The sequence below is a fragment of the Oharaeibacter diazotrophicus genome, assembly GCF_004362745.1.
GTDB classification, from domain to species: domain Bacteria; phylum Pseudomonadota; class Alphaproteobacteria; order Rhizobiales; family Pleomorphomonadaceae; genus Oharaeibacter; species Oharaeibacter diazotrophicus.
In genome coordinates, this window is record NZ_SNXY01000006.1 from 1,348,951 (window position 1) to 1,368,801 (window position 19,851).

The window sequence follows — 19,851 nt, forward strand, 5'->3', positions numbered from 1 at the left end:
AAGGCCCCGCGCCGGGACCGCGGCGCGGCCGAGCCCCCCGACGACCGGAAACGACGACGAGGAGGACAATCTTGAGCGGAAACGATGACGCCCGCGTGTCCGTGGGCCGGACGGCGGTCCGGGTGCCGAGGATCGGATTCGGCACCTCCGCGCTCGGCGACATGCCGAACACCTACGGCTACAGCGTCGACGAGGCGCGGGCCCAGGCGACGGTCGAGGCCATCCTCGCCAGCGACCATCCCTTCCTCGACACCAGCCGGATCTACGGCGCCGGCCGCAGCGAGGCGCGCATCGGCGCGGCGATCCGGGCGATCGGCGGCCTGCCGGCCGGCGCGGTGATTTCCACCAAGCTCGACCGCGACGTCGAGACCGGCCGCTTCGACGCCGCCGCGGCACGGCGTTCGGCCGAAGAGAGCCTCGCCGCGCTCGGGCTCGACAAGGTCCACGTCCTCCACCTGCACGACCCCGAGCACGCCCGCGACCTCGGCGAGATCGCGGGTCCCGGCGGCGCCGTCGAGGAGCTGTTCCGGATGAAGGAGGAAGGGCTCGCCGACGCGGTTGGCCTCGCCGCCGGCGACGTCGCGGTGATGATGCCGATGCTGCGCGACTTCCCCTTCGACGCGATCATCACCCACAACCGCCACACCGTCGTCAACGGCAACGCGGAGGCGATGATCGAACTCTGCGTCGAGCGCGGTACGTCCGTGTTCAACGCGGCCCCCTACGCTGGCGGCGCGCTCGCCAAGGGCACCGCCGGCTTCCGCCGCTACGTCTACCAGGAGGCGACCGACGCCATGCTGGCGCCGCTGCGCCGGGTCGAGGAGATCTGCGCCCGCCACGGCGTGCCGGCCGGCGCGGTGGCGCTGCAGTTCTCGCTGCGCGATCCGCGCGTGGCGTCGACGATCTGCGGCGTCAGCAAGCCCGAGCGGGTGGCGCAGACGCTGGAATGGGCGGCCTTCCCGGTGCCGGACGCCGTCTGGTTGGAACTCTCCGCCATCGAGCGCGACAGCGCCGACCCCGAGGCGACCCGCGCCTACGATCCGGGCTGACCGGCGGTCTCCCGGGGCGTGGATGCCGCGCCCCGGGATGTCCGGTTCAGGCCCCGGTGACGAAGTCGTAGATCAGCTTGAGATTGAGCACCACGATCACCGTCGCGATCAGCGCGGCGAACACCGACAGCCAGCGCGGCGCCACCAGCGCCCCCATCTTGGAGCGGTCGGCGGTGAACATCACCAGCGGCACCACGGCAAAGGGCAACTGCAGACTGAGCACGACCTGGCTGAGGATCAGCAGTTCGGCGGTGCCGCTCTCGCCGTAGGCGATGGTGACGGCGGCGGCCGGCACGATCGCGATCGCCCGCGTCACCAGTCGCCTCAGCCACGGCGAGAGGCGGATGTCGAGGAAGCCCTCCATCACCGCCTGCCCGGCCAGCGTCGCCGTCACCGTCGAGTTGAAGCCGCAGCACAAGAGCGCCACAGCGAACAGCGTCGGCGCGATCGCGCTGCCGAGCAGCGGCGCCAGCAGCGTGTGCGCCTCGCCGAGCTCGGCCACGGTGGTGTTGCCGGTGTGGTAGAAGGCGGCGGCCGCCAGGATCAGGATCGAGGCGTTGATCAGGAGCGCGATCATCAGCGCCACCGTGGAGTCGATGGTGGCATAGGTGACGGCGCTGCGCCGGCCTTCCGGCGTGCGGTCGTAGCCGCGGGTCTGCACGATCGCCGAGTGCAGGTAGAGATTGTGCGGCATCACGGTCGCGCCGATGATGCCGAGCGCGAGATAGAGCATGTCCGGGTTGGTGACGATGTCGGTGGTCGGCGCGAAGCCGGCGATCACCGCGCCCCAATGCGGATCGGCCATGGCGATCTGGACGCCGAAGCACACGAAGATGACGCCGAGCAGCGCGACGATCAGCGCCTCGACGTAGCGGAATCCGAGGCCCTGCAGGAACAGCACCAGGAAGACGTCGAGCGCGGTCAGGATCACGCCGATCTCGAGCGGGATGCCGAACAGTAGGTTGAGGCCGATCGCGGTGCCGATCACCTCGGCGAGGTCGGTGGCGCAGATCGCCAGTTCGGCGAGCAGCCACAGCGGCCACGACACCCAGCGCGGATAGGCGTCGCGGCAGGCCTGCGCGAGGTCGCGGCCGGTGGCGATGCCGAGCCGGGCGCACAGCGCCTGCAGCACGATCGCCATCACGTTGGAGACCAGCGCCACCACCAGCAGCGCGTAGCCGAAGCGGGATCCGCCGGCGAGCGAGGTCGCCCAGTTGCCGGGATCCATGTAGCCGACGGCGACGAGATAGCCCGGCCCGAGGAAGGCCGCGAGCCGGCGCAGGCCCGGCTTGCGCGGCACCGCCACCGAGGCGTGGACCTCCGCGAGCGCGGGATCGCCGCGGTCGCGGCGCCAGCCGAAGCGGTTCAGGGAGACGACGGTCGGCGAGACGGTTTCGGTCACGATGCGTGGTTCCCCGTACGGACCGTCAGATTAGAATGCAAATCACTCGCAATAGCAACTCGCGAATGGGGGGAGGTCGCGGAGGCGGCCGGGGCGCGGGGCTCCGCATCGCCCGGCGGCGCCTCGAAGGAGGCGCCGCACGTTCGTCATGACGATCGCTCGAAGCTGCGGTTCCATCCTTCCCCTGAAGGGAAGGATGGAGGCAACGGGCTTCCGAGGCCGGACGGCCCGCGACGTCCACCGAAACGCCCTCGGAACCCCGACCCCTTCCGGCCCTCCGGGCCACCTTCCCCTGGAGGGGAAGGATGAGACCCCCCGGGCTTCCGACGCTCGACGGCCGGCCCGGTCTGCGCGCCGCGCCAACCGCTTCCTTCATCCTTCCCTTTAGGGGAAGGTGCCGAGCGGAGCGAGGCGGAAGGGGTCGCGACGGCCGGCGGAGCTGGCCGTTCCGCCGCGACGTCCGCCGAAGAGCCCACGGAAACCCGAGCCCTTACAACCGTCCTCGCGCGGGAGCGGTCACTTCACCCGCATGCTGTCCGGGTCGCGCATCAGCGAGGAGGTGTCGACCGCCTCGAAGGCCGAGGCCGGGACCTGCTTCAGCTCGTCGAGCAGGCCCTCGGGCCAGCGCGTGTCGGCGGTGCCCTGGAAGAACCACGGCGAGCCGTTGTCGGCGAGGACGAGGCCGAAGCGCTTGAAGGCGGCCAGCACCGCCCTGGTGTCGGCCCTGAGCGCCGGGTCGATCCGGTAGGACGCCTTCAGACGGAAGCGCGCACCCATCGGCGGAAAGGCGGCGTTCGAGACCGAGCCGGCGTCGTGGCGGGCCGGCCAGAGATGGGCGCGGTCGGTGACGTCGGTGGTGAAGCGGACGGCGTGGTCGATCCGCCGGCGCGCGACCTCGTCGTAGCGCAGGAGACCGGGCAGGATCGGCAGGCCGGCGGCGTCGGCGGAGGTCCAGCCGTCCGGGCGCAGCGCGTTCGACTTCAGGAGCCACGACGCCCCGCTGCCGGCGAACCAGCGGCCGCCGCGCCGGGAGGTCGCCCAGGTCTCGTAGACGCGGCAGGTGCCCTTGTCGACGACGATGGTGTGGCGGTCGCCCTCGACCCATTGGCCGCCCTCGACCTTGGTGTCGGACCCGAGCGGATAACGGATGCGGTCGCTCTCGTCGGCGTAGTCGAAGGTCACCGACACCTTGGGGTGGGACGACGCCACCACGGTGATCGGGATGCCGTAGGGCACCGGTTGCTCGCCGTAGCTCGGTCCGAAGTCCGGGTGCAGCCGGCGGCTCGGCGACATGTTCGCCATCCAGCGCGCGCTGGAGCGATGCACCGGCAGCTTGGAGACGTCGGCGTGCCACCAGCTGTCGGCGGGGAAGTTCGGGCAATTGGTGCCCGGTACGGGCGAAGACGTCGGGGCGGCCGCCGCCGTGGCGACGGAGAGCAGCAGCACGGCGGCGGCGGCACGGAACGGGCGCATGGTCACTCGTCTTCCCCCTGGGTGGCGCGATCTACGGACGCGATCTGCGACGGGCACGGCGCCCGTCGTCCCTTGAACGGACGCACGGCCGCCGATCTTCCCCCGAAATCGAGATTTTCCAAGAGCGTGGCACCACCTCTTCGAGTCCAAGACCCGCCCCGCGGCGCGGTCAGCGCCTCGACAGGATCCGGCTGGCGCAGTTGAGGCCGCCGTTGCGCAGCGCCAGGGCGCCGAGCCCACGCACCGGCACGGTCGAAAAGCCGAGCCCGGCCCAGAGCGCCAGCATGGCGTCGTCGACCGCCGCGAGCGGATCGTCCGGCCCGGCGGCGAACAGCGGTACCCACGCGCGCGGCGTCGCGACGCCCTCGGCCTCGACCCAGGCGTTGTTGGCGGAGAGGAGGTGCATGGTGCGCCGCCGGCGGTGCGCGTGGTCGATGCCGATCGCCGGCAGCGGATTGCGCAGCACCGCGAAGCCGGCTGCGGCGAGCGCCGCCGCGTCTGCGTCGAAGCGGGCGGCGTAGTCCTCCGGCGGCGGCGGCAGGCCGGCGAGCCGGGCCGCCAGAGCGGGATCGCCGACCAGGAGGCGCGGCCGCCCGTCCGGCGCACGGCCGGCCGGCGTGACGTGGACGTCGACGTGGAACACCGCCTGCCGCGAGCCCTTGGCGACGATGCCCGGCCATGGGTCGTGACGCCAGACGCCGTCGTCGCGCGGGTGATTGCTGCCGAAGGGTGTCGGCGCCGGCTCCGCCCCGCCGACCACGACGATCCGCTCCGGCAGGCCGTAGTCGGCCGCGAAGGCGGCGAGCGCGCCCTCCCCCTCCGGCGGCGGCACGGCACGCCGCGCGCGCCAGAACGCGAACTCGTCCGCACCGACGAGCGCGTAATCCGCGCCGACCAGGAGGTTGCCGCCGTCGAGCAGCGGCGGCCCGTCGAGGACGAGGTCGAGCGGCAGCGCGCCGACCGAGAAGCGCGGGCCGGCGAGCAGCCGCGGGCGCGCGCTGCCGGAAAAGGCCAGCGACTGGTCCTGGATCCAGACCGACAACGGCGTGTCGTCGGGCACCGCCTCGACCGCGGCGCCCTGCCCCGCCCGCGCCCGTACCACCGCGGCCGACGCGGCGTGGGTGACGGCCAGCACTTCGCCGCCGGTCGCCGCCGCGGCGGCGAACAGGGCGTCGGCGGCCTCGGGCGAGTCGCGCAGGAAGGCGGAGGGCAGCGCCAGCAGCACCGCCGCGATCGCGCCCTCCGAGGAGGAGACCAGCCGCCCGGGCGCCGCGGTCATCGCCCTGCCCGTTCGGCGAGGAAGCCCAGCCATTGCGACGTCGCGTTGAACGTCCAGTCGGTCGGCGGCGGCAGGCGGCCGGGCGGGCGGGCTTCGAGCCAGCGCGCCACCTTGAGGGCGTCGCGGCGCTTGCGGTCGATCCGGCCGGCGCGCAGCAGCGCGCGCAGTTCGTCGGCACGCCCCCCGTCGAAGCCGGCGCGCGCCGGCAGGTCGGCGAGGCGGCGGTCGGCGTGGTGGACGGCCCGCGAGGCCTCGGCGAGCGCGACCCGCTCGACCGGCGTGATCGTCCCGCGGCGGGCGAGCACCGCCAGCGTCAGGTCGACCACCGCCTGCGTCTCCGACAGCGCCGCCCAGCCGAGTTCGGCCGGGGCGTGGATCTGCGCGACATAGCCGTCGTCGAGTTCGGCCCCGCTCGCGAAGCGCCAGTAGACCGCGCCGACGCCGACCATGCCGAAGGCGGCGCATTCGGCGGCGCGCAGCGCCCCCATGCTGGCACCGCCGGCGACGCGGACGCCGAGCGACAACGCGTGGACGATCTCCTTGTGCCAGATCGCCGGCGTCGAACCGAACAGGCCGTCGACGATGCCGACCGCCTCGGCCCCGGCCTCGACGGCGTCGAGGAGGTCGCCGCGGGCGGCCGGGCCGCGATGGACGAGGCCGGGGAACGCGGCACGATCGGCGTCGGTCAGGCTCGGGCCGGAGAACAGGACCTTCACGCCGCGCTCCTCAGCATCGCCCTGAGGAGCCGTGCCCCGGGCTGGCGCCCCGGCCCGCCGGTGCCGATCTCGAGGCCCGGCACGATCACCCGGCAGACGGCGAAAGGGAAGTCCGGATCGGTCATCGGCACCATCACGACCTGCCGGATGCCGCTGGCCGCGAGCCGGGCGACCACGGCGTCGACGGCCGCCCACAGGCCGTCCGTGCGGACCAGCGCCGGCCGCGGCGGCGCGTCGACGGCGGGGGCGGCGGTGAGCGCGGCGAGGCGGTCGTTGCGGCCGCGGTCGCCGGCGCCGAGCGAGCGGTAGCGGTCGGCGCCGATGTCGTCGCGGGCGCCGGCGATGGCGGTGACGCGCGCCTGACAGGCCTCGGCGACCGCGCGCATCGCCGCCGACCCGACCGAGGCGTCCGAGCCGTAGCCGATCGTGAGGCCGGCCTCGATGGCGCCGGGGTCGCGCTCCATCCGTCGCGGCGTCAGCAGCGCGGCGACGACGGGCACGCCGAAGTCGGAGGTGGCGTCGAACAGCGCGACGTCGACGCCGGCGGCGTCGAGCCGGTGGGCCGCGGCGTCGAGCCAGGGATCGCCGAACCACGCCGGCGCGCGCTTCAGGGCGGCGACGGCGGGATCGGGCAGCAGTTCCATCAGGGCGATCGCGTCGCGCTCAACCAGCTCGTGCAGGCCGCGCAACACCGCCTCGACCAGCAGGTTGCCCGAAGCGAGGCCGTCGCTCGAGCGGTCGAAGGCGTCGCGCGGCGGAAGGTCGACGTGGTCGAGGCCGACGAGTTCGACGGGGACGGCGACGGCGGTGCCGGCGATCAGGTCGAAGCCGGCGACGAGGCGGCGCGGCAGGGCGCGGTCGACGTCGCGCGGACGGCAGCGGGTGACGCGCGCGAGATCGACCAGCGGAACACCGGCCGCGGCGGCCTCGGCGAGCGACAGCGTCAGGCACGCGGCGGGATCGCGTTCGGCGACGGCGACCTCGGCCGCCTCCATCGCGGCCGAGGCGAGCGCCGAGACGGCGTCGCGGCCCTTGCCCTGGTTGACGGACAGGCTGCGCGAATTCGGCCGGTAGGCGGCACCGATCGGCACGCCGACCCGGTCGAGCCCGGTGACGAGGCCGATCCGGGTGATGCCGAGGGTGGAGGCGAGCCGGCGGACGACGGCGAGCGTCTCCGCCGGATCGACGACGCGGTCGCGCTCGCCGTGGACGGCGCGATCCGCGGTGCGCCGCGAGGCGGCGACCCGGCCGGCGACGGTGTCCGCCAGCATCGGCCAGGTCGTCATCGCGTCAGCTCGCGTGGTGGACGACGTGGCTCGACAGGAAGCGCGCCAGCTCCGCGTCGGTGCGCGAGAAGCGGTCGACCGGCTCGATGCGGACGGTGGCGAGCACCGAGCCGAGCTCGTTGGCGGAGATCGCCAGGGAGACGCCCCGGTTCACGGTGCCACGGCTCTCGATGGTCGCGAGGATCGAGGCGGCCATGTCCTTGCGGGTCTCGTGCGCTTCCGGCTCCGCCGAGGAGACCTCGGCCTGGAACATCGCGATCACGTCTTCCCAGATCGCCTTCGGGACCGGGTTGGCGGTGCCCTCGGTCTTGTTGATCAGCCACAGGTCGTCTTCGTCGTCCAGGTTACCGACGAGATAGTAGTCAGCCATGGCGTGTCCCTCTCGCTCCCCCCGAGGTCGCCGGAGCACCCGAATCACCGGGTGAGGCACCAAAGGGTTAACGAGCGGTAAACGGGAGGGCGTGACCGAGCCGTGATCGGATTTGTGCGGCCTGTCACGGCAGACCGGCGGCGCGCAGGCCGTCGATCAGGTTGCGGGTGTCGTCGGAATTGCGGTTGGGTACGATGTTCCAGAGCTGCTCGGTGCGGAAGTCCGGGAAGGTCTCGCGCACGGCCCGGGCGTAGCGCTCGGCGGCCTCGCGGTCGCCGGCGCGGGCGGCGGAGGCGGCGAGCAGGCGGGCGGTCGCCGGGTTGCGCGCCACCGGCGACAGCGCGGCGAGCGCGTCCTCGAACTGGGCGACCTGATAGAAGATGCTGCCGCGGACCCAGTGGTAGTAGTCCGGCGGCACCGGGTTGAGCCGGAGCGCCCGGCCGATCGCGTCGAGCCCGGCGGCGGGGTCGCCCGCGTGGGCGAGCGCGTCGGCGTAGTCGGCCAGGAGGTCGGCGTCGTGGGGGTTGAGGTCGACCGCGCGGCGGAAGCACTCGAGGCTGTCGTCGTGGTGCTTGCGGTAGAGCTTGGCGAAGCCGGCCTCGCGGTGGCCGCGGGCGTCGTCGGGATCGCGCTCCACCGCGGCGGCGGCGAGCGCGGTCGCCTCCTCGAGCAGTTCGGGCGTCGGCGCGCCGCGCACCAGCCATTCCAGGCTGTGGGTGCGGGCGAGGCCGGCGTAGGTCGCGGCGAAGCTGTCGTCGAGCCGGGTGGAATCGCGGAACACCTTGCGCGCGCGGCGCAGGTCCCTGAGGTCCGTGCTCTGCAGGAAGCGCCGGCCCTCGAGGAAGAGCCGGTAGGCGGACGGATCCTTGGGCGTCGCCGGCGGCGCCAGCTGGGCGCGGTCGATCGCGTCGGCGGTCCACGACACGATGCGCGCGGTGATCTCGCGGTGGACGCCGCGCAGGTCGTCGCGCGGCAGCGCCACCTCCTGGGCCCAGATTACCTCGTCGGTCGCCACCTCGGTGAGGCGCAGACCGAGGTGCAGCGCGCTGCCGTCGATCCGGCCGGAGGCGAACAGCGCAAAGTCGCACCAGGGCTTGTCGCGCTCGCGCCCGCGCGGACGGGCGCCGTGCAGCAGGCTGGTGTGGGCGGCGATGATGCGGAAGCTGCGATAGCGGCTGAGGCCGACCGTGATGTCCTCGAGCAGCGCATAGGCGCGCGACTGCGCCCAGCGCTCGAAGGCGGTGGTCGGAGGCAGGATGGCGATGCGCGGCCGGTCCCGCGTCGCGGACGGCCCCGGTGGCGTCGGCGCCGCCGGCTCGGCCGGCACCGGCGCGATGCCGAGCCCGAGCACCCGCTCCGCGGTCGCCACGGTCTCCGGCTGCGGCGGTTCGCCGAGTTCGGCGAGCAGCGCCTGCCGGCAGGTGGCATAGGCGCGCCGCGCCGCCGCGATGTCGCCGACGGCGGCGTGGGCGCGCATCATCGCGCGATAGGCGGCCTCGTGGGTGTTGTCGCGCGCGGCGAGGCGCGTGGCGATCGCCAGCGACACCTCCGGCGGCGCCGCCCCGGCCTCGAGCAGGGCGACCGCGGCGGCGATCCAGGAGAAGCGGAAGCGCTCGCGCTCGGCGGTGAGCCAATCGTCGAGGCTGGTCTCGCCGGTGCGCACGCCCTCGAGCAGGTCTCGGTCGTAGCGGCACAACAGCCCCGACAGCGCCGGCCACTCGCGCCGCCTCGTCAGGCCGGCGACGTCCGCGTCGAGCCAGTCGACGAGGTCGATCGCGGTGGCGTCGGCGAGGCGGATCCATTCGGCGTCGACGACGATCAGTACGAACCCGGACGAGCGCTGCAGTCGCGTGATCCGGCTGAGCAACTGGCGGAGGTTGGCGTTGGCCTGCGCCGGGCCGGCCGATCCCCACAAGAGGTCGCGCAGCTTCGAGCGGATCATCCGCCGCCCGGGCGCGAGCGCCAGCGTGGCCGCGATGAAATAGGCCTTGTCGGGAATCGCGACGGTCGTCGCACCGACGTAGAGCGCGGGTGCGCCGAGCAGTTCCAGCCGGGCGGCGTGACGTCCGTCGTCGCCACCGCCGAGATCTCCGAGCGCCATGTCCACGTGCAGAACTCCGCCACCCCGGGCCCGGCCCGCCGCCGTCCGCCCGGCGCGCGCCGCCGCCGGGCTCGACTTTGGCGACGCACCCGGCGAAAGGGGCGTCGCTGCGGTAGACCTTGGTAGAACAAATACAGTTTATGGCATCTCGCAGCCTTCGAGTCACGCCCGTGTCACGCCGCATGTCGGAGTGTCGGGACGCCTTTCGCGAGGCGGGCCCGTTCGGGCCCTCGACTGACGCGGTAGACCTTTGACTTCGTCCCAACCGGGGTGGCCGACACCCTCCCCCGCGTCACCCCGAGGCGACGCGGATCGGCGGGCCGGCTGCTCCGGTTGTTTTTTCCGGTTTGTTTCTCGCCGTCCGATTTTCTACGGCCGGACGATCGCATCGTCCACCGTTCGCGCGTTGATCCAGGTCAACGCGCCGCCCACACGGCGATGGGAGGTTGCTTCCGCCGGGCTCCGGAACCGAGAGCCCCCCGAGCGGAGGTCAGCCATGTGCGCCGATCACGACGACACCACCGAGCGAGCCTGCGGCGACGATTGCCCGTGCCGGTCCGCGGCCGCCCCCGAGGAGATGCGCCGGATGGTCCGCGCGCTCGGTGTCGACGGGCTGCTCCAGGACGCCGAGCGCGCCGAAGCCGGCGCGCTGTGCACCACCTGCACCGACCGTGACGTCTGCCGCGACTGGCTCGACGTCGCCGCGATCCGCGGCGCCGACCACGCGCCGGACTTCTGCCTGAACGGCGAGCGCTTCGCCGCCCTCGCCTCCGAGGCGCCGGCTACCATCTGAAGGTCCGGCGCGCGGACCCTCGCGTTCGCGCTCATACCGATCTCGCAAGGTCCCGACTCGTCGGGACCTTGCGAGATCTCGGCCTTTCGGTCGGCGCCCGGTCGGGCGTTCCTCGCCCACGAAGCTCCGGCCAGTGGTCGAGACCTTGCGAGTCCGGCCTCACGCCGCGTCGCGGCGGTCCGGGGCGGGCGCCGCGGCCGTCGGCGCGGCGGTGTCCGCGCGCGCGGCCGGCGCACCCTTTTCCAGCATCTCGAGATAGGCCTTCGCCGGCACCGGCGGCGAGAAGACGTAGCCTTGCGCCGTCGCCACCCCGACGCGCTTCAGGTGCTCGAGCTGGTCCTGCGTCTCGACGCCCTCTGCGATGATGCCGAGGCCGAGTTGGTTGGCGAGTTCGACCAGGGTGTCGACGATCGTCTGCGACGAGTGGTCGGTGCCGATGTGGTCGATGAACATCTTGTCGATCTTGATGATGTCGACGCCGAGCTTCTGCAGGTAGGCGAGACCGCCGTGGCCGGTGCCGACGTCGTCGAGCGCGACCGCCGCGCCGAGCGCCTGGATCCGGCCGATGATGGCGCGCGACAGGTTGAGGTCCTTGAGCGGGTGCTGCTCGGTGACCTCGAAGCAGAGCTGATCGAAGGCGATGCCGCTGTCGCCGTAGATGTCCTGGATCTCGTCGAGGATCTCGAGGTCGTTGAAGTGCATCGCCGTCAGGTTGATGCTGAGCTTGAGATGCGGGTTGCGCCGGTAGATCGCGGCGCAGTCCTCCACCGTCTTCGCCATCAGCTGGCGGGTGATGTCGCGGATCAGGCCGGTCGCCTCGGCGTAGGGCAGGAACTGGCCGGGCGGCACCATGGTGCCGTTCTCGCGCCGCCAGCGCACCAGCACCTCGCAGCCGCGGATCTCGCCGGTGAAGAGGTCGAACACCGGCTGGTAGTAGGGTACGAATTCCTGGTTCTCGACCGCCCGGGTGAAGGCGTCGCCGGCCTGACCGCGCCAGTTGTTCCAGAGATTGACCGCGAACACCGCGATGCCGGACAGGGTGGCGACCACCAGCACGATCGCGCGCAGCGGCGCCATGGTGTCCTCGGCCGCCACGGCCGAGGCGGAGGCGACCACCTTGATCGGGTAGCGGTGCGACGTCGCGGTCTCGACGATCGCGCCCGGCTCCTTCTCCGGCGCCCAGTTGCCGGCGGTGCGCAGCCAGACCGAACCGTCCTCGAGGAAGACCTCGATGCGGCTGGCGTCGCGGAAGTAGGAGGGGCCGGCGGCGACGTCCAGCACGTCGCGGTCGAAGCGCGCCACGAGACGCTGGCGCGGATCGACGCGCAGCGTCACCACCGCCTGGCTGTCGCCGTTGCCCTTGAGGATGCCGATCATCACCGACGGATCGCCCGGATCGGCGGCCGGCAGGCGGGCCGGAAAGGCGAGCGCGCCCATCGGCTCGCCGCAGATCAGCGTGCCCGCCTCGTCGATCAGGCCGATCTGCTGGACGTAGCTGGCCTGGAACGCGAGGTGGCCGTAGGCGGCGCGCGAATCGTAGCCGCAGTCCACCACCGCGCGCTTGCGCGCCTCGGCGAGCAGCGTCAGCCCCTCGCCGATCACGGCCTCGGCGCGCTCCAGCACGCGCTCGGCCATCTCGCGCGCCTCGACGCGGCCCTCCGCCAGTCCGTTGCGGGACAGCACGTAGTCGGACACCATGATCGGCAGGCCGGCCATCAGGGCCGCCGCGATCGCGGTCTTTCCCCACTGCACCAACCGCCGCTTCAACGGATCGATCCCCGCAAAGGCACGCGCCCGGATCCGGGCCTTCGCCCGAGAATGCGGTGCCCGGATGAAGATTCGGTTCCGCTCCGCCGCCGGAACGCCCCAATCGCCGACGACCTTCCCCCGCACGCGCGGTCCGTATACGTTCGTTTCCGGGGGAGGTCCCCTTCGGGGGGCCGCAGGAGAGCTTCAGCTTGAACGGTCCGGTACCCTTGTTCCAAGGTGTCGCGCCGGCCCGGTGCACCGCGCCGCCGGACGGGACGACCGCACGCAATCGACGACCCTGCATTGTTGGGAGAAGAGCATGAATTTCCCGCGTTCGGCGAAGGCGGGTGTCGCCGCGCTCGCCATCGGCGCCTTCACCACCCTTCCCGGTTGGGCCGCGACCGACCAGGAGATCACCGACGCGCTGACCAAGTTCTCCAAGGCCGGTGACGACAAGGCGGTGGTCGAACTCGGCACGCCGAAGAGGGAAGGCGACGCGCTGATCTACGGCAACGTCGTCGTCAAGGACCAGGGCGGCACCCGGGAGACCCGGATCGCGACCCTGAAGCTCGTCAACGCCGACCTCAACGGCAAGGGCGGGCTCAAGGCCGACTCACTCACCGCCGAGGGCATCTCCGGCACCTCCGGCGACACCGCCGCGAAGGCCGAGAGCCTCGAGATCGTCAACTTCGACGCCACCCCGCCCGCCGCCCCGGGCGGCGAGGGCAAGGGGCGGATGGACAGCCTGACGATCACCGCGATGGAGATCACCGAGAAGGACAAGCCGCCGGTCACGATCGGCAGCCTCGGCGTGGAGGCGTCCGACTTCGTCGACGACTATCCGCACACGCTGTCGCTCTCGGTCGAGAACATCGTGGTCGATCCGGCCACCGCGGCGGCCGGCGGCATCGACACCGCCCCGCTGAAGGCGCTCGGCTACGACAAGCTCAACCTGTCGGTCTATGCCGGCGGCGCCTGGGACCAGCCGTCCGGCACGCTGACGCTCGACGAGTTCAGCGTCGAGGGCGCCGACATGGGCACGCTCACCCTGACCGGCACGATCGGCGGCGTCACCGCCGACGTGATGAAGGCGCTCGGCCAGCCGAACCCGCCGCCGGACCTGATCACCAAGCTGACCCTCTCCGACGCCTCGCTGACCTACGAGGACGCCTCGCTGACCGGCCGCGTGCTCGACATGCAGGCCAAGCAGATGGGCCAGGAGAAGGAGGCCTTCGTCGGCCAGATCACGGCGGCGCTGCCGATGATGCTGGCCGCGCTGCAGAATCCGCCCTTCCAGGACAAGGTGGCCGCCGCCGCCGGCGCCTTCCTCAAGGACCCGAAGAACCTGCAGATCACCGTCGCGCCGGAGAAGCCGGTTCCCGTCGCCGAGATCGTCGGCACGGCCCAGACCGCGCCGCAGACGCTGCCCGACGCGCTGAAGGCCGACGTCCAGGCCAACGTCGAACTCGAGGAGTGAGACCGAGCGCGCAAAGCTCCGACCCGTGGTCGGCGCTCTGCGCGCGAGAAGCGCCCGACCGTGCGCCGGCCGGATGGCCGAAACCTCGTGAAGTCCCGACAAGTCGGGACTTTGCGAGACGGGTACGAGACCCCGGCGGCGGGGCCGGCGCGCAGGGCGCGTCGACGGTCCCGCCGCCTCCCTTTCGTCGACGGCCCCACCGGACGGGCGGGGCGGATTTTCAAGTGCGCGGCCCGACATGCCGGGCCCCCGATTCGAGAGCGGTGCCCCGATGACGTCGTCCGCCAAGGTCCGGCTCGCCGCCGGTCTTTTCTTCGCCCTCCACGCCTCCACCGCCCTCGCCGGCCCGCGCGCCGATCTGGTGCGCGACTGGCTGACCGCGAGTTCCTTCGGCCTGCCGGTGACGATCGGCGCCGTCCGCGAGGAGCCGCGGTCGCAGTCGGTCGTCCTCGAGAACGTCGTGATCGGCGATCTCGAGAAGGATTTCGTGACGATCGTCTACCCCACCCTGACCGTCGAGGATCCGCGCCGCACGCCGACCGGCGACTTCGCCGCCCACGCGATCCGCATCGCCGGGATGAAGGCCGATGTGCGCCTCGACATGGAGCACTGGGTCCCCGACCTCGCCGCCCTCTCCAAGGCGAACGACGAGGGATCCGACCCGATGGTTCCGGACGGCGGGCAGACGGAGGACGATGCCGCCGGCGGCAACGCCGCGGACGGCAACGGCGCCACCGCGGACGGCGCGACGCCCGACGAGCCTGCCACCGCCGAGAAGCCCCCGGTCGCACGGCTCTCCTTCCAGGCCGAGACCTTCGTCGTCGAGCGCTTCGTGTCGCCCTTCGCGAGCCCAACCTTCGACGCGAAGGCGAGCAGCTTCGACAAGGCGATCGCAATCGCCCGTTGGAGTACCCGCATCCGTACGGACTGGGCCGAGTACACCAACGCCGACTACGATACGACCGACGCCGCCGGCGGCACGACCAAGGTCTCCTACGGCAGCATCTACCTCTCCGGCATGCACGACGGCCGGATCGAACGGTCCGGCGCGAAGTCCATCGAGGAGACGATCGCCGCGAACGGTACCGACGCCAAGGTCACGATCGGCGAGACGTCGACGCGCGGCGCCGACATCGGCGCTTATCTCGACGCCTTCGACCCCGCCGCCTATGTCGATGGCAAGGGCGACGGCCGCTGGCACACCCTCGTGGCCGAGGCCGGCTATCGCGACATCCGCGTCGAGTTCGACGGCGGGGTCCTCGCCGTCGGCGACGTCACCACCACCGGGGCGCGTATCCGCCAAACGCCGAAGCCCGCCATGGCCATCTTCCAGGCGTTGTTCGCCGACCCGAAGCTGCCGGAGCGCGACCCGCTCGCCTTCGCGCGCGACGTTCTGCCAAACGTCACCGGACTCTTCGGCTTCGATCAGGTCAAGGTGACGGACATCTCGGTCGACGCGCCCGACGACATCACCTTCCGGCTCGGCGAGATCGCCGTCGACCAGGCCGACGCCGACGGGATCGGCGCGATCACCTTCCGCAACGGCGAACTGAAGGCCGGCGAAGCCGGCTCCGGCTCGCTCAACCTCGTCACGCTCGGCAATCTGAAGTTCGGCTCGCTCGGTGCCCTGCTCTCGCTCGCCGACGCCTCCAAGACCGCGGAAGGTCCCTCGCCGCAGGCCATGATGGACGCCGTGCTCGACGGCTCGCCGACGCTCGACTTCCTCGAGGTCGCCGGCCTCGCGATCGAGACGCCGCAGGGCAACCTCGGCCTCGACAGCTTCGCGATTACCGAGGGCGACTGGTACAAGGCGCTCGCCCGCCGCTACGACCTGTCGTTCAGCCGCGCCTTCCTGCCGGTGGCGATGATCACCGATCCGGACGCCAAGGAGCAGCTGACCGCGATGGGCTACGACCAGGTCGCGGTCTCCGGCGCGGCCACCATGACCTGGGATACCGACAAGGGCGATGTCCACCTCGAGGACGCCACCGTGAAGGTCGCCGACATGGGCGTGCTCTCCGGCGACGTCCACCTCGGCAACCTGCCGCTGTCGATCTTCCTCGATCCGGCGACGATCGAGGCGCGGATGCAGGAGGGCACCCTGGTGTCGGGCTCGATCGGCTTCGGCAACGCCGGCGTGGTCGAACGCGCCTTCGAGGTCCAGGCCAAGAAGCTCAACCAGAAGCCCGACGACTTCCGCAAGAGCGTCGGCGACGCCATGCCCCTGATGCTCGGCTTCCTCGACGACCAGCGCATCCAGCAGAAATTCGCCGACGTGCTGAAGACCTTCCTGAACGACCCCCAGTCGATCGTCCTCACCCTCGCCCCCACCGCCCCGCTCCCCTTCTCCGCCCTCGCCGCGATCCAGACCGAGGCCCCGGGCGAGGTGCTGGATCTCCTGAAGGTGGACGTGAAGGCGAACGAGTGAGGCAGTCGGCAGTCGGCAGTCGGCAGTCGGCAGTCGGCAGTCGGCAGTCGGCAGTCGGCAGTCGGCAGTCGGCAGTCGGCAGTGAACATCCGCCGGAGTGCGCGTCCCTGTCCATCCCTCGACACGTCCCCTCCCCCCTCGAGGGGGAAGGTTAGGGAGAGGGGTACGCGAAGCTTCGACCGCCGCGTCGGCGGACGCGTGGGTTCCCCCTCTCTCCAACTCTCCCCCTCGAGGGGGGAGAGGGCGGGTCGAGGTTCCGGTGCTTGCCCGGCCAGGATCGAGGGCGAACGCGCCCCGCCCTGCCTCAGCTCGGCAGGTTGAGCCGGATGTGCAGTTCGCGGAGCTGCTTGTTGGTGGGATCCGAGGGGGCGCCCATGAGGAGGTCCTCGGCGCGCTGGTTCATCGGGAACAGCGTGATCTCGCGCAGATTCTCGGCGCCGCAGATCAGCATGATGATGCGGTCGACGCCCGCCGCCATGCCGCCGTGCGGCGGGGCGCCGTACTGGAACGCGCGGTAGAGGCCGCCGAACTTCTCCTCGACCTCGGTCTTCGACTTGCCGGTCAGCTCGAAGGCCTTGACCATCACTTCCGGCAGCTGGTTGCGGATCGAGCCCGAGGCGATCTCGTAGCCGTTGCAGACCATGTCGTACTGGTAGGCCTTGATGGTCAGCGGGTCCCGGTTCTGCAGCGCGTCCAGGCCGCCCTGCGGCATCGAGAACGGGTTGTGGGCGAAGTCGAGCTTCTTCTCCTCCTCGTCCCACTCGTAGAACGGGAAGTCGACGATCCAGCACAGCTCGAAGCGCTCGGTGTCGACGAGGCCGAGTTCGGTGCCGGCGCGGGTGCGCGCCTCGCCGGCGAACTTGTAGAACTTGGCCGGATCACCGGCGACGAAGAAGGCGGCGTCGCCCTCGCCGAGGCCGAGTTGGACGCGGATCGCCTCGGTGCGCTCCGGGCCGATGTTCTTGGCGATTGGGCCGGCGCCCTCGAGCGCGCCGTTCTCGCTGCGCCAGAAGATGTAGCCGAGACCGGGCTGGCCGGCGGTCTGCGCCCACGAGTTCATCCGGTCGCAGAAGGCGCGCGAGCCGCCGGTACGGGCCGGGATCGCCCAGACCTCGGTGCGGGCGTCCGCCTCGATCATGCGGGCGAACACCTTGAAGCCCGAGCCGGCGAAATGCTCGGTCACCGCCTGCATCTCGATCGGGTTCCGGAGGTCCGGCTTGTCGGAGCCGTACTTGCGGATCGCGGTGTCGTAGGGGATGCGCGGGAACACCTCGGTGACCGGCTTGCCCTCGGCGAACTCCACGAACAGGCCGCGCAGCACCGGCTCCATGGTCGCCCAGATGTCCTCCTGAGTGACGAAGCTCATCTCGAGGTCGAGCTGGTAGAACTCGCCCGGCAGGCGGTCGGCGCGCGGGTCTTCATCGCGGAAGCAGGGCGCGATCTGGAAATAGCGGTCGAAGCCGGCGACCATCAACAGCTGCTTGTACTGCTGCGGCGCCTGCGGCAGCGCGAAGAACTTGCCGGGATGGATGCGCGAGGGCACCAGGAAGTCGCGCGCGCCCTCGGGCGAGGACGCGGTCAGGATCGGCGTCGAGTATTCGGTGAAGCCGGCCGCGTCCATGCGCCGGCGCATCGCCGCGATCACCTTGGTGCGGGTGACGATGTTGCGGTGCAGCGTCTCGCGGCGGAGGTCGAGGAATCGGTACTTGAGGCGGACGTCCTCGGGATAGTCGGGCTCGCCGAACACCGGCAGCGGCAGCTCGCGCGCCGCCGACAGCACCTCGAGCTCGCGGACGTAGACCTCGACCGCGCCGGTGGCGAGGTTCGGGTTCACCGTCTCGGGCGTGCGCGCCTTCACCTCGCCGTCGATCCGGATCACCCACTCCGACCGCACCGCCTCGGCGGCGGCGAAGGCGGCGGAATCGGGGTCGATCACGCACTGGGTGATGCCGTAGTGGTCGCGCAGGTCGACGAACAGCAGGCCGCCGTGGTCGCGGACGCGGTGGACCCAGCCCGACAGCCGGACATTGCCGCCGACCGCCGAAGCGTCGAGCTGTCCGCAGGTGTGGCTCCGGTAGCGATGCATGGTCGGCGTCCTGTCTGAAGCGGCGAAGGAATGGCGCGAAACGGCCGAAAGCCGCGGACCTCGCGGTCCCGGCGCGCGGGCGGAAGAGCGCACGGCGCACCCGCTTTGTCAAGGATGCGGCCCGCGCCGGGACGGCTCCGGGTGGACGACCCGCGCGGCCGCCGCGGATCGCCGGCGGCGTTGCCGCGACGTCACGAAAGTGGCGAAACGACGTTCGCACCGCCTCTGCCGGCGCGACAGGCGCATACGATTCGGCTATAGAATTTCCTCAGCCATGACGATGATCACCACCATCTCCGCCCTCGCGGAAGCCTGCACCCATCTCGCCCGGTTCGACGCGGTGACGGTGGATACCGAGTTCCTCCGGGAAACGACCTTCTGGCCGAAGCTGTGCGTCGTACAGATGGCGAGCCCCGAGCGGGCCTTCGTCGTCGACGCCCTCGCCCCCGGGCTCGACCTTTCGCCCTTCTTCGACCTGATGCGGGACGAGGCGGTGCTGAAGGTGTTCCACGCCGCCCGGCAGGACATCGAGATCATCTGGCACCTCGGCGGCTTCGTGCCCCACCCGGTGTTCGACACCCAGGTCGCGGCGATGGTCTGCGGCTTCGGCGACTCGATCTCCTACGACCAGCTGGTCGCCCGCGTCAGCGGCGCCCACATCGACAAGACCCACCGCTTCACCGACTGGACGCGCCGGCCGCTGTCGGCGAGCCAGCTCGCCTACGCCGAGGCAGACGTCACCCACCTGCGCGACGTCTACCGCCACCTCGCGGCGACGCTGGAGCGCAAGGGTCGCACCGACTGGGTCGCCGAGGAGATGGAGGTCCTGACCTCGCCGGAGACCTACCGCTCCGATCCCGACGAGGCCTGGCTCCGCCTCAGGATGCGGCTGAAGAAGTCGCGTGAGCTGATCGTGCTCAAGGAAGTCGCCGCCTGGCGCGAGCGCGAGGCCCAGGGCCGCGACGTGCCGCGCTCGCGCGTGCTCAAGGACGACACCCTGTTCGAGATCGCCACCCACGCCCCGACCACGGTCGCCGCCCTCGGCGAGCTGCGCACCGTGCCGCGCGGCTGGGAGCGCTCGAGGGCCGGCGAGGACGTGGTCGCCGCCGTGACGCGGGCGCTCGAGATCCCCAAGGAGCAGTGGCCGCGCGCGCCCAAGGGCCGTCAGGCGCCCGAGGGCTCCGGCGCGGTGGTCGACCTTCTCAAGGTGCTGCTGAAGCAGGTCAGCGACGACGAGGGCGTCGCCGCCAAGATCATCGCCACCGTCGACGAACTCGAGGAGATCGCCGCCGACGACGGGGCCGACGTGCCGGCGCTGCGCGGCTGGCGCCGCGAGCTGTTCGGCGAGCGCGCCCTCGCGGTCAAGCGCGGCGAGATCGCCTTCGCCTACGACGGCAAGCGCGTCGTCACCGTCGAGATGCCCGGCCGGGCACCGGCGGCGGCCAAGTCCGCGGCGGAGTGAGGCCAGGGCATTCGCGCGAAGCCGTAGTCATCCTTCCCCTCGGGGGAAGGTGGCCCGAAAGGCCGGAAGGGGTCGTCCTCGTGGGGCGGACCAAGCACTTTTGGGTCGAAGGGAGCCTCGCTCCGATCCATAACGGGCAGGCGGAACGGAAAAAGGCGACCCCTCCCCCTCGCTTCGCTC

The 19,851-nt window shown here is 71.7% G+C and carries 14 protein-coding genes; 5 read left to right on the forward strand and 9 right to left on the reverse strand.

Features of this window, described 5'->3' with window-relative positions:
* Nucleotides 1-122 precede the first annotated feature (122 nt).
* The gene (locus tag EDD54_RS06390; protein ID WP_245515655.1) at nt 123-1,049 is read left to right on the forward strand and encodes an aldo/keto reductase; all 927 of its coding nucleotides are present in this window, start codon (nt 123-125) and stop codon (nt 1,047-1,049) included.
* A 46-nt stretch (nt 1,050-1,095) separates the two neighbouring features.
* On the opposite strand, the gene EDD54_RS06395 is transcribed toward EDD54_RS06390, so the two are convergent.
* The 7 genes from EDD54_RS06395 to EDD54_RS06425 all read right to left on the reverse strand — a co-directional run bounded on the left by EDD54_RS06395 (nt 1,096) and on the right by EDD54_RS06425 (nt 9,676).
* The gene (locus tag EDD54_RS06395) at nt 1,096-2,451 is read right to left on the reverse strand and encodes an Nramp family divalent metal transporter (protein WP_245515656.1); all 1,356 of its coding nucleotides are present in this window, start codon (nt 2,449-2,451) and stop codon (nt 1,096-1,098) included.
* Between the two features lie 516 nt (nt 2,452-2,967).
* The gene (locus EDD54_RS06400; protein WP_126535497.1) at nt 2,968-3,924 is read right to left on the reverse strand and encodes a hypothetical protein; all 957 of its coding nucleotides are present in this window, start codon (nt 3,922-3,924) and stop codon (nt 2,968-2,970) included.
* A gap of 169 nt (nt 3,925-4,093) precedes the next feature.
* The gene (locus tag EDD54_RS06405) at nt 4,094-5,203 is read right to left on the reverse strand and encodes a hypothetical protein (protein WP_126535495.1); all 1,110 of its coding nucleotides are present in this window, start codon (nt 5,201-5,203) and stop codon (nt 4,094-4,096) included.
* Nucleotides 5,200-5,919, reverse strand: coding sequence for a TfuA-like protein (locus EDD54_RS06410; protein WP_126535493.1), 720 nt, complete (start codon nt 5,917-5,919; stop codon nt 5,200-5,202). Before EDD54_RS06410 ends, EDD54_RS06405 begins: the two co-directional genes overlap by 4 nt.
* On the reverse strand, nt 5,916-7,205 hold the full coding sequence (locus EDD54_RS06415) for a YcaO-like family protein (protein WP_126535491.1): 1,290 nt from the start codon (nt 7,203-7,205) through the stop codon (nt 5,916-5,918). The genes EDD54_RS06410 and EDD54_RS06415 overlap by 4 nt, the downstream gene beginning before the upstream one ends.
* Before the next feature lie 4 nt (nt 7,206-7,209).
* Nucleotides 7,210-7,575 (reverse strand): hypothetical protein, encoded by a 366-nt coding sequence (locus tag EDD54_RS06420; RefSeq protein ID WP_126535489.1) that lies wholly within the window; start codon nt 7,573-7,575, stop codon nt 7,210-7,212.
* A gap of 124 nt (nt 7,576-7,699) precedes the next feature.
* Nucleotides 7,700-9,676: an AfsR/SARP family transcriptional regulator gene (locus EDD54_RS06425; RefSeq protein WP_245515694.1), complete on the reverse strand. Its 1,977-nt coding sequence runs from the start codon at nt 9,674-9,676 to the stop codon at nt 7,700-7,702.
* Between the two features lie 496 nt (nt 9,677-10,172).
* On the opposite strand from EDD54_RS06425, the gene EDD54_RS06430 reads away from it, so the two are divergent.
* Complete coding sequence (locus EDD54_RS06430) at nt 10,173-10,469, forward strand: DUF6455 family protein (RefSeq protein WP_126535485.1); 297 nt, start codon at nt 10,173-10,175, stop codon at nt 10,467-10,469.
* Between the two features lie 159 nt (nt 10,470-10,628).
* On the opposite strand, the gene EDD54_RS06435 is transcribed toward EDD54_RS06430, so the two are convergent.
* Nucleotides 10,629-12,221: an EAL domain-containing protein gene (locus EDD54_RS06435; RefSeq protein WP_126535483.1), complete on the reverse strand. Its 1,593-nt coding sequence runs from the start codon at nt 12,219-12,221 to the stop codon at nt 10,629-10,631.
* Nucleotides 12,222-12,537: 316 nt separating this feature from the next.
* Between EDD54_RS06435 and EDD54_RS06440 the strand changes: the two genes are divergently transcribed.
* Both EDD54_RS06440 and EDD54_RS06445 read left to right on the forward strand, forming a co-directional pair.
* Nucleotides 12,538-13,695 (forward strand): hypothetical protein, encoded by a 1,158-nt coding sequence (locus EDD54_RS06440; RefSeq protein WP_126535481.1) that lies wholly within the window; start codon nt 12,538-12,540, stop codon nt 13,693-13,695.
* A gap of 271 nt (nt 13,696-13,966) precedes the next feature.
* Nucleotides 13,967-16,123: a hypothetical protein gene (locus EDD54_RS06445; protein WP_126535479.1), complete on the forward strand. Its 2,157-nt coding sequence runs from the start codon at nt 13,967-13,969 to the stop codon at nt 16,121-16,123.
* A 304-nt stretch (nt 16,124-16,427) separates the two neighbouring features.
* Here the strand turns inward: EDD54_RS06445 and aspS are convergent, their stop codons facing one another.
* On the reverse strand, nt 16,428-18,209 hold the full coding sequence (gene aspS, locus EDD54_RS06455; RefSeq protein ID WP_126535475.1) for an aspartate--tRNA ligase: 1,782 nt from the start codon (nt 18,207-18,209) through the stop codon (nt 16,428-16,430).
* A gap of 274 nt (nt 18,210-18,483) precedes the next feature.
* Between aspS and rnd the strand changes: the two genes are divergently transcribed.
* Complete coding sequence (gene rnd / locus EDD54_RS06460; protein ID WP_126535473.1) at nt 18,484-19,671, forward strand: ribonuclease D; 1,188 nt, start codon at nt 18,484-18,486, stop codon at nt 19,669-19,671.
* The last annotated feature ends 180 nt before the right edge of the window (nt 19,672-19,851 follow it).

Coding starts and splice junctions, on each gene's coding strand:
- EDD54_RS06400 (WP_126535497.1), bottom strand. CDS start 3,924: ATGCGCCCGTTCCGTGCCGCCGCCGCCGTGCTGCTGCTCTCCGTCGCC.
- EDD54_RS06405 (WP_126535495.1), bottom strand. CDS start 5,203: ATGACCGCGGCGCCCGGGCGGCTGGTCTCCTCCTCGGAGGGCGCGATC.
- EDD54_RS06415 (WP_126535491.1), bottom strand. CDS start 7,205: ATGACGACCTGGCCGATGCTGGCGGACACCGTCGCCGGCCGGGTCGCC.
- EDD54_RS06420 (WP_126535489.1), bottom strand. CDS start 7,575: ATGGCTGACTACTATCTCGTCGGTAACCTGGACGACGAAGACGACCTG.
- EDD54_RS06425 (WP_245515694.1), bottom strand. CDS start 9,676: ATGGCGCTCGGAGATCTCGGCGGTGGCGACGACGGACGTCACGCCGCC.
- EDD54_RS06430 (WP_126535485.1), top strand. CDS start 10,173: ATGTGCGCCGATCACGACGACACCACCGAGCGAGCCTGCGGCGACGAT.
- EDD54_RS06440 (WP_126535481.1), top strand. CDS start 12,538: ATGAATTTCCCGCGTTCGGCGAAGGCGGGTGTCGCCGCGCTCGCCATC.
- EDD54_RS06445 (WP_126535479.1), top strand. CDS start 13,967: ATGACGTCGTCCGCCAAGGTCCGGCTCGCCGCCGGTCTTTTCTTCGCC.
- aspS (WP_126535475.1), bottom strand. CDS start 18,209: ATGCATCGCTACCGGAGCCACACCTGCGGACAGCTCGACGCTTCGGCG.
- rnd (WP_126535473.1), top strand. CDS start 18,484: ATGACGATGATCACCACCATCTCCGCCCTCGCGGAAGCCTGCACCCAT.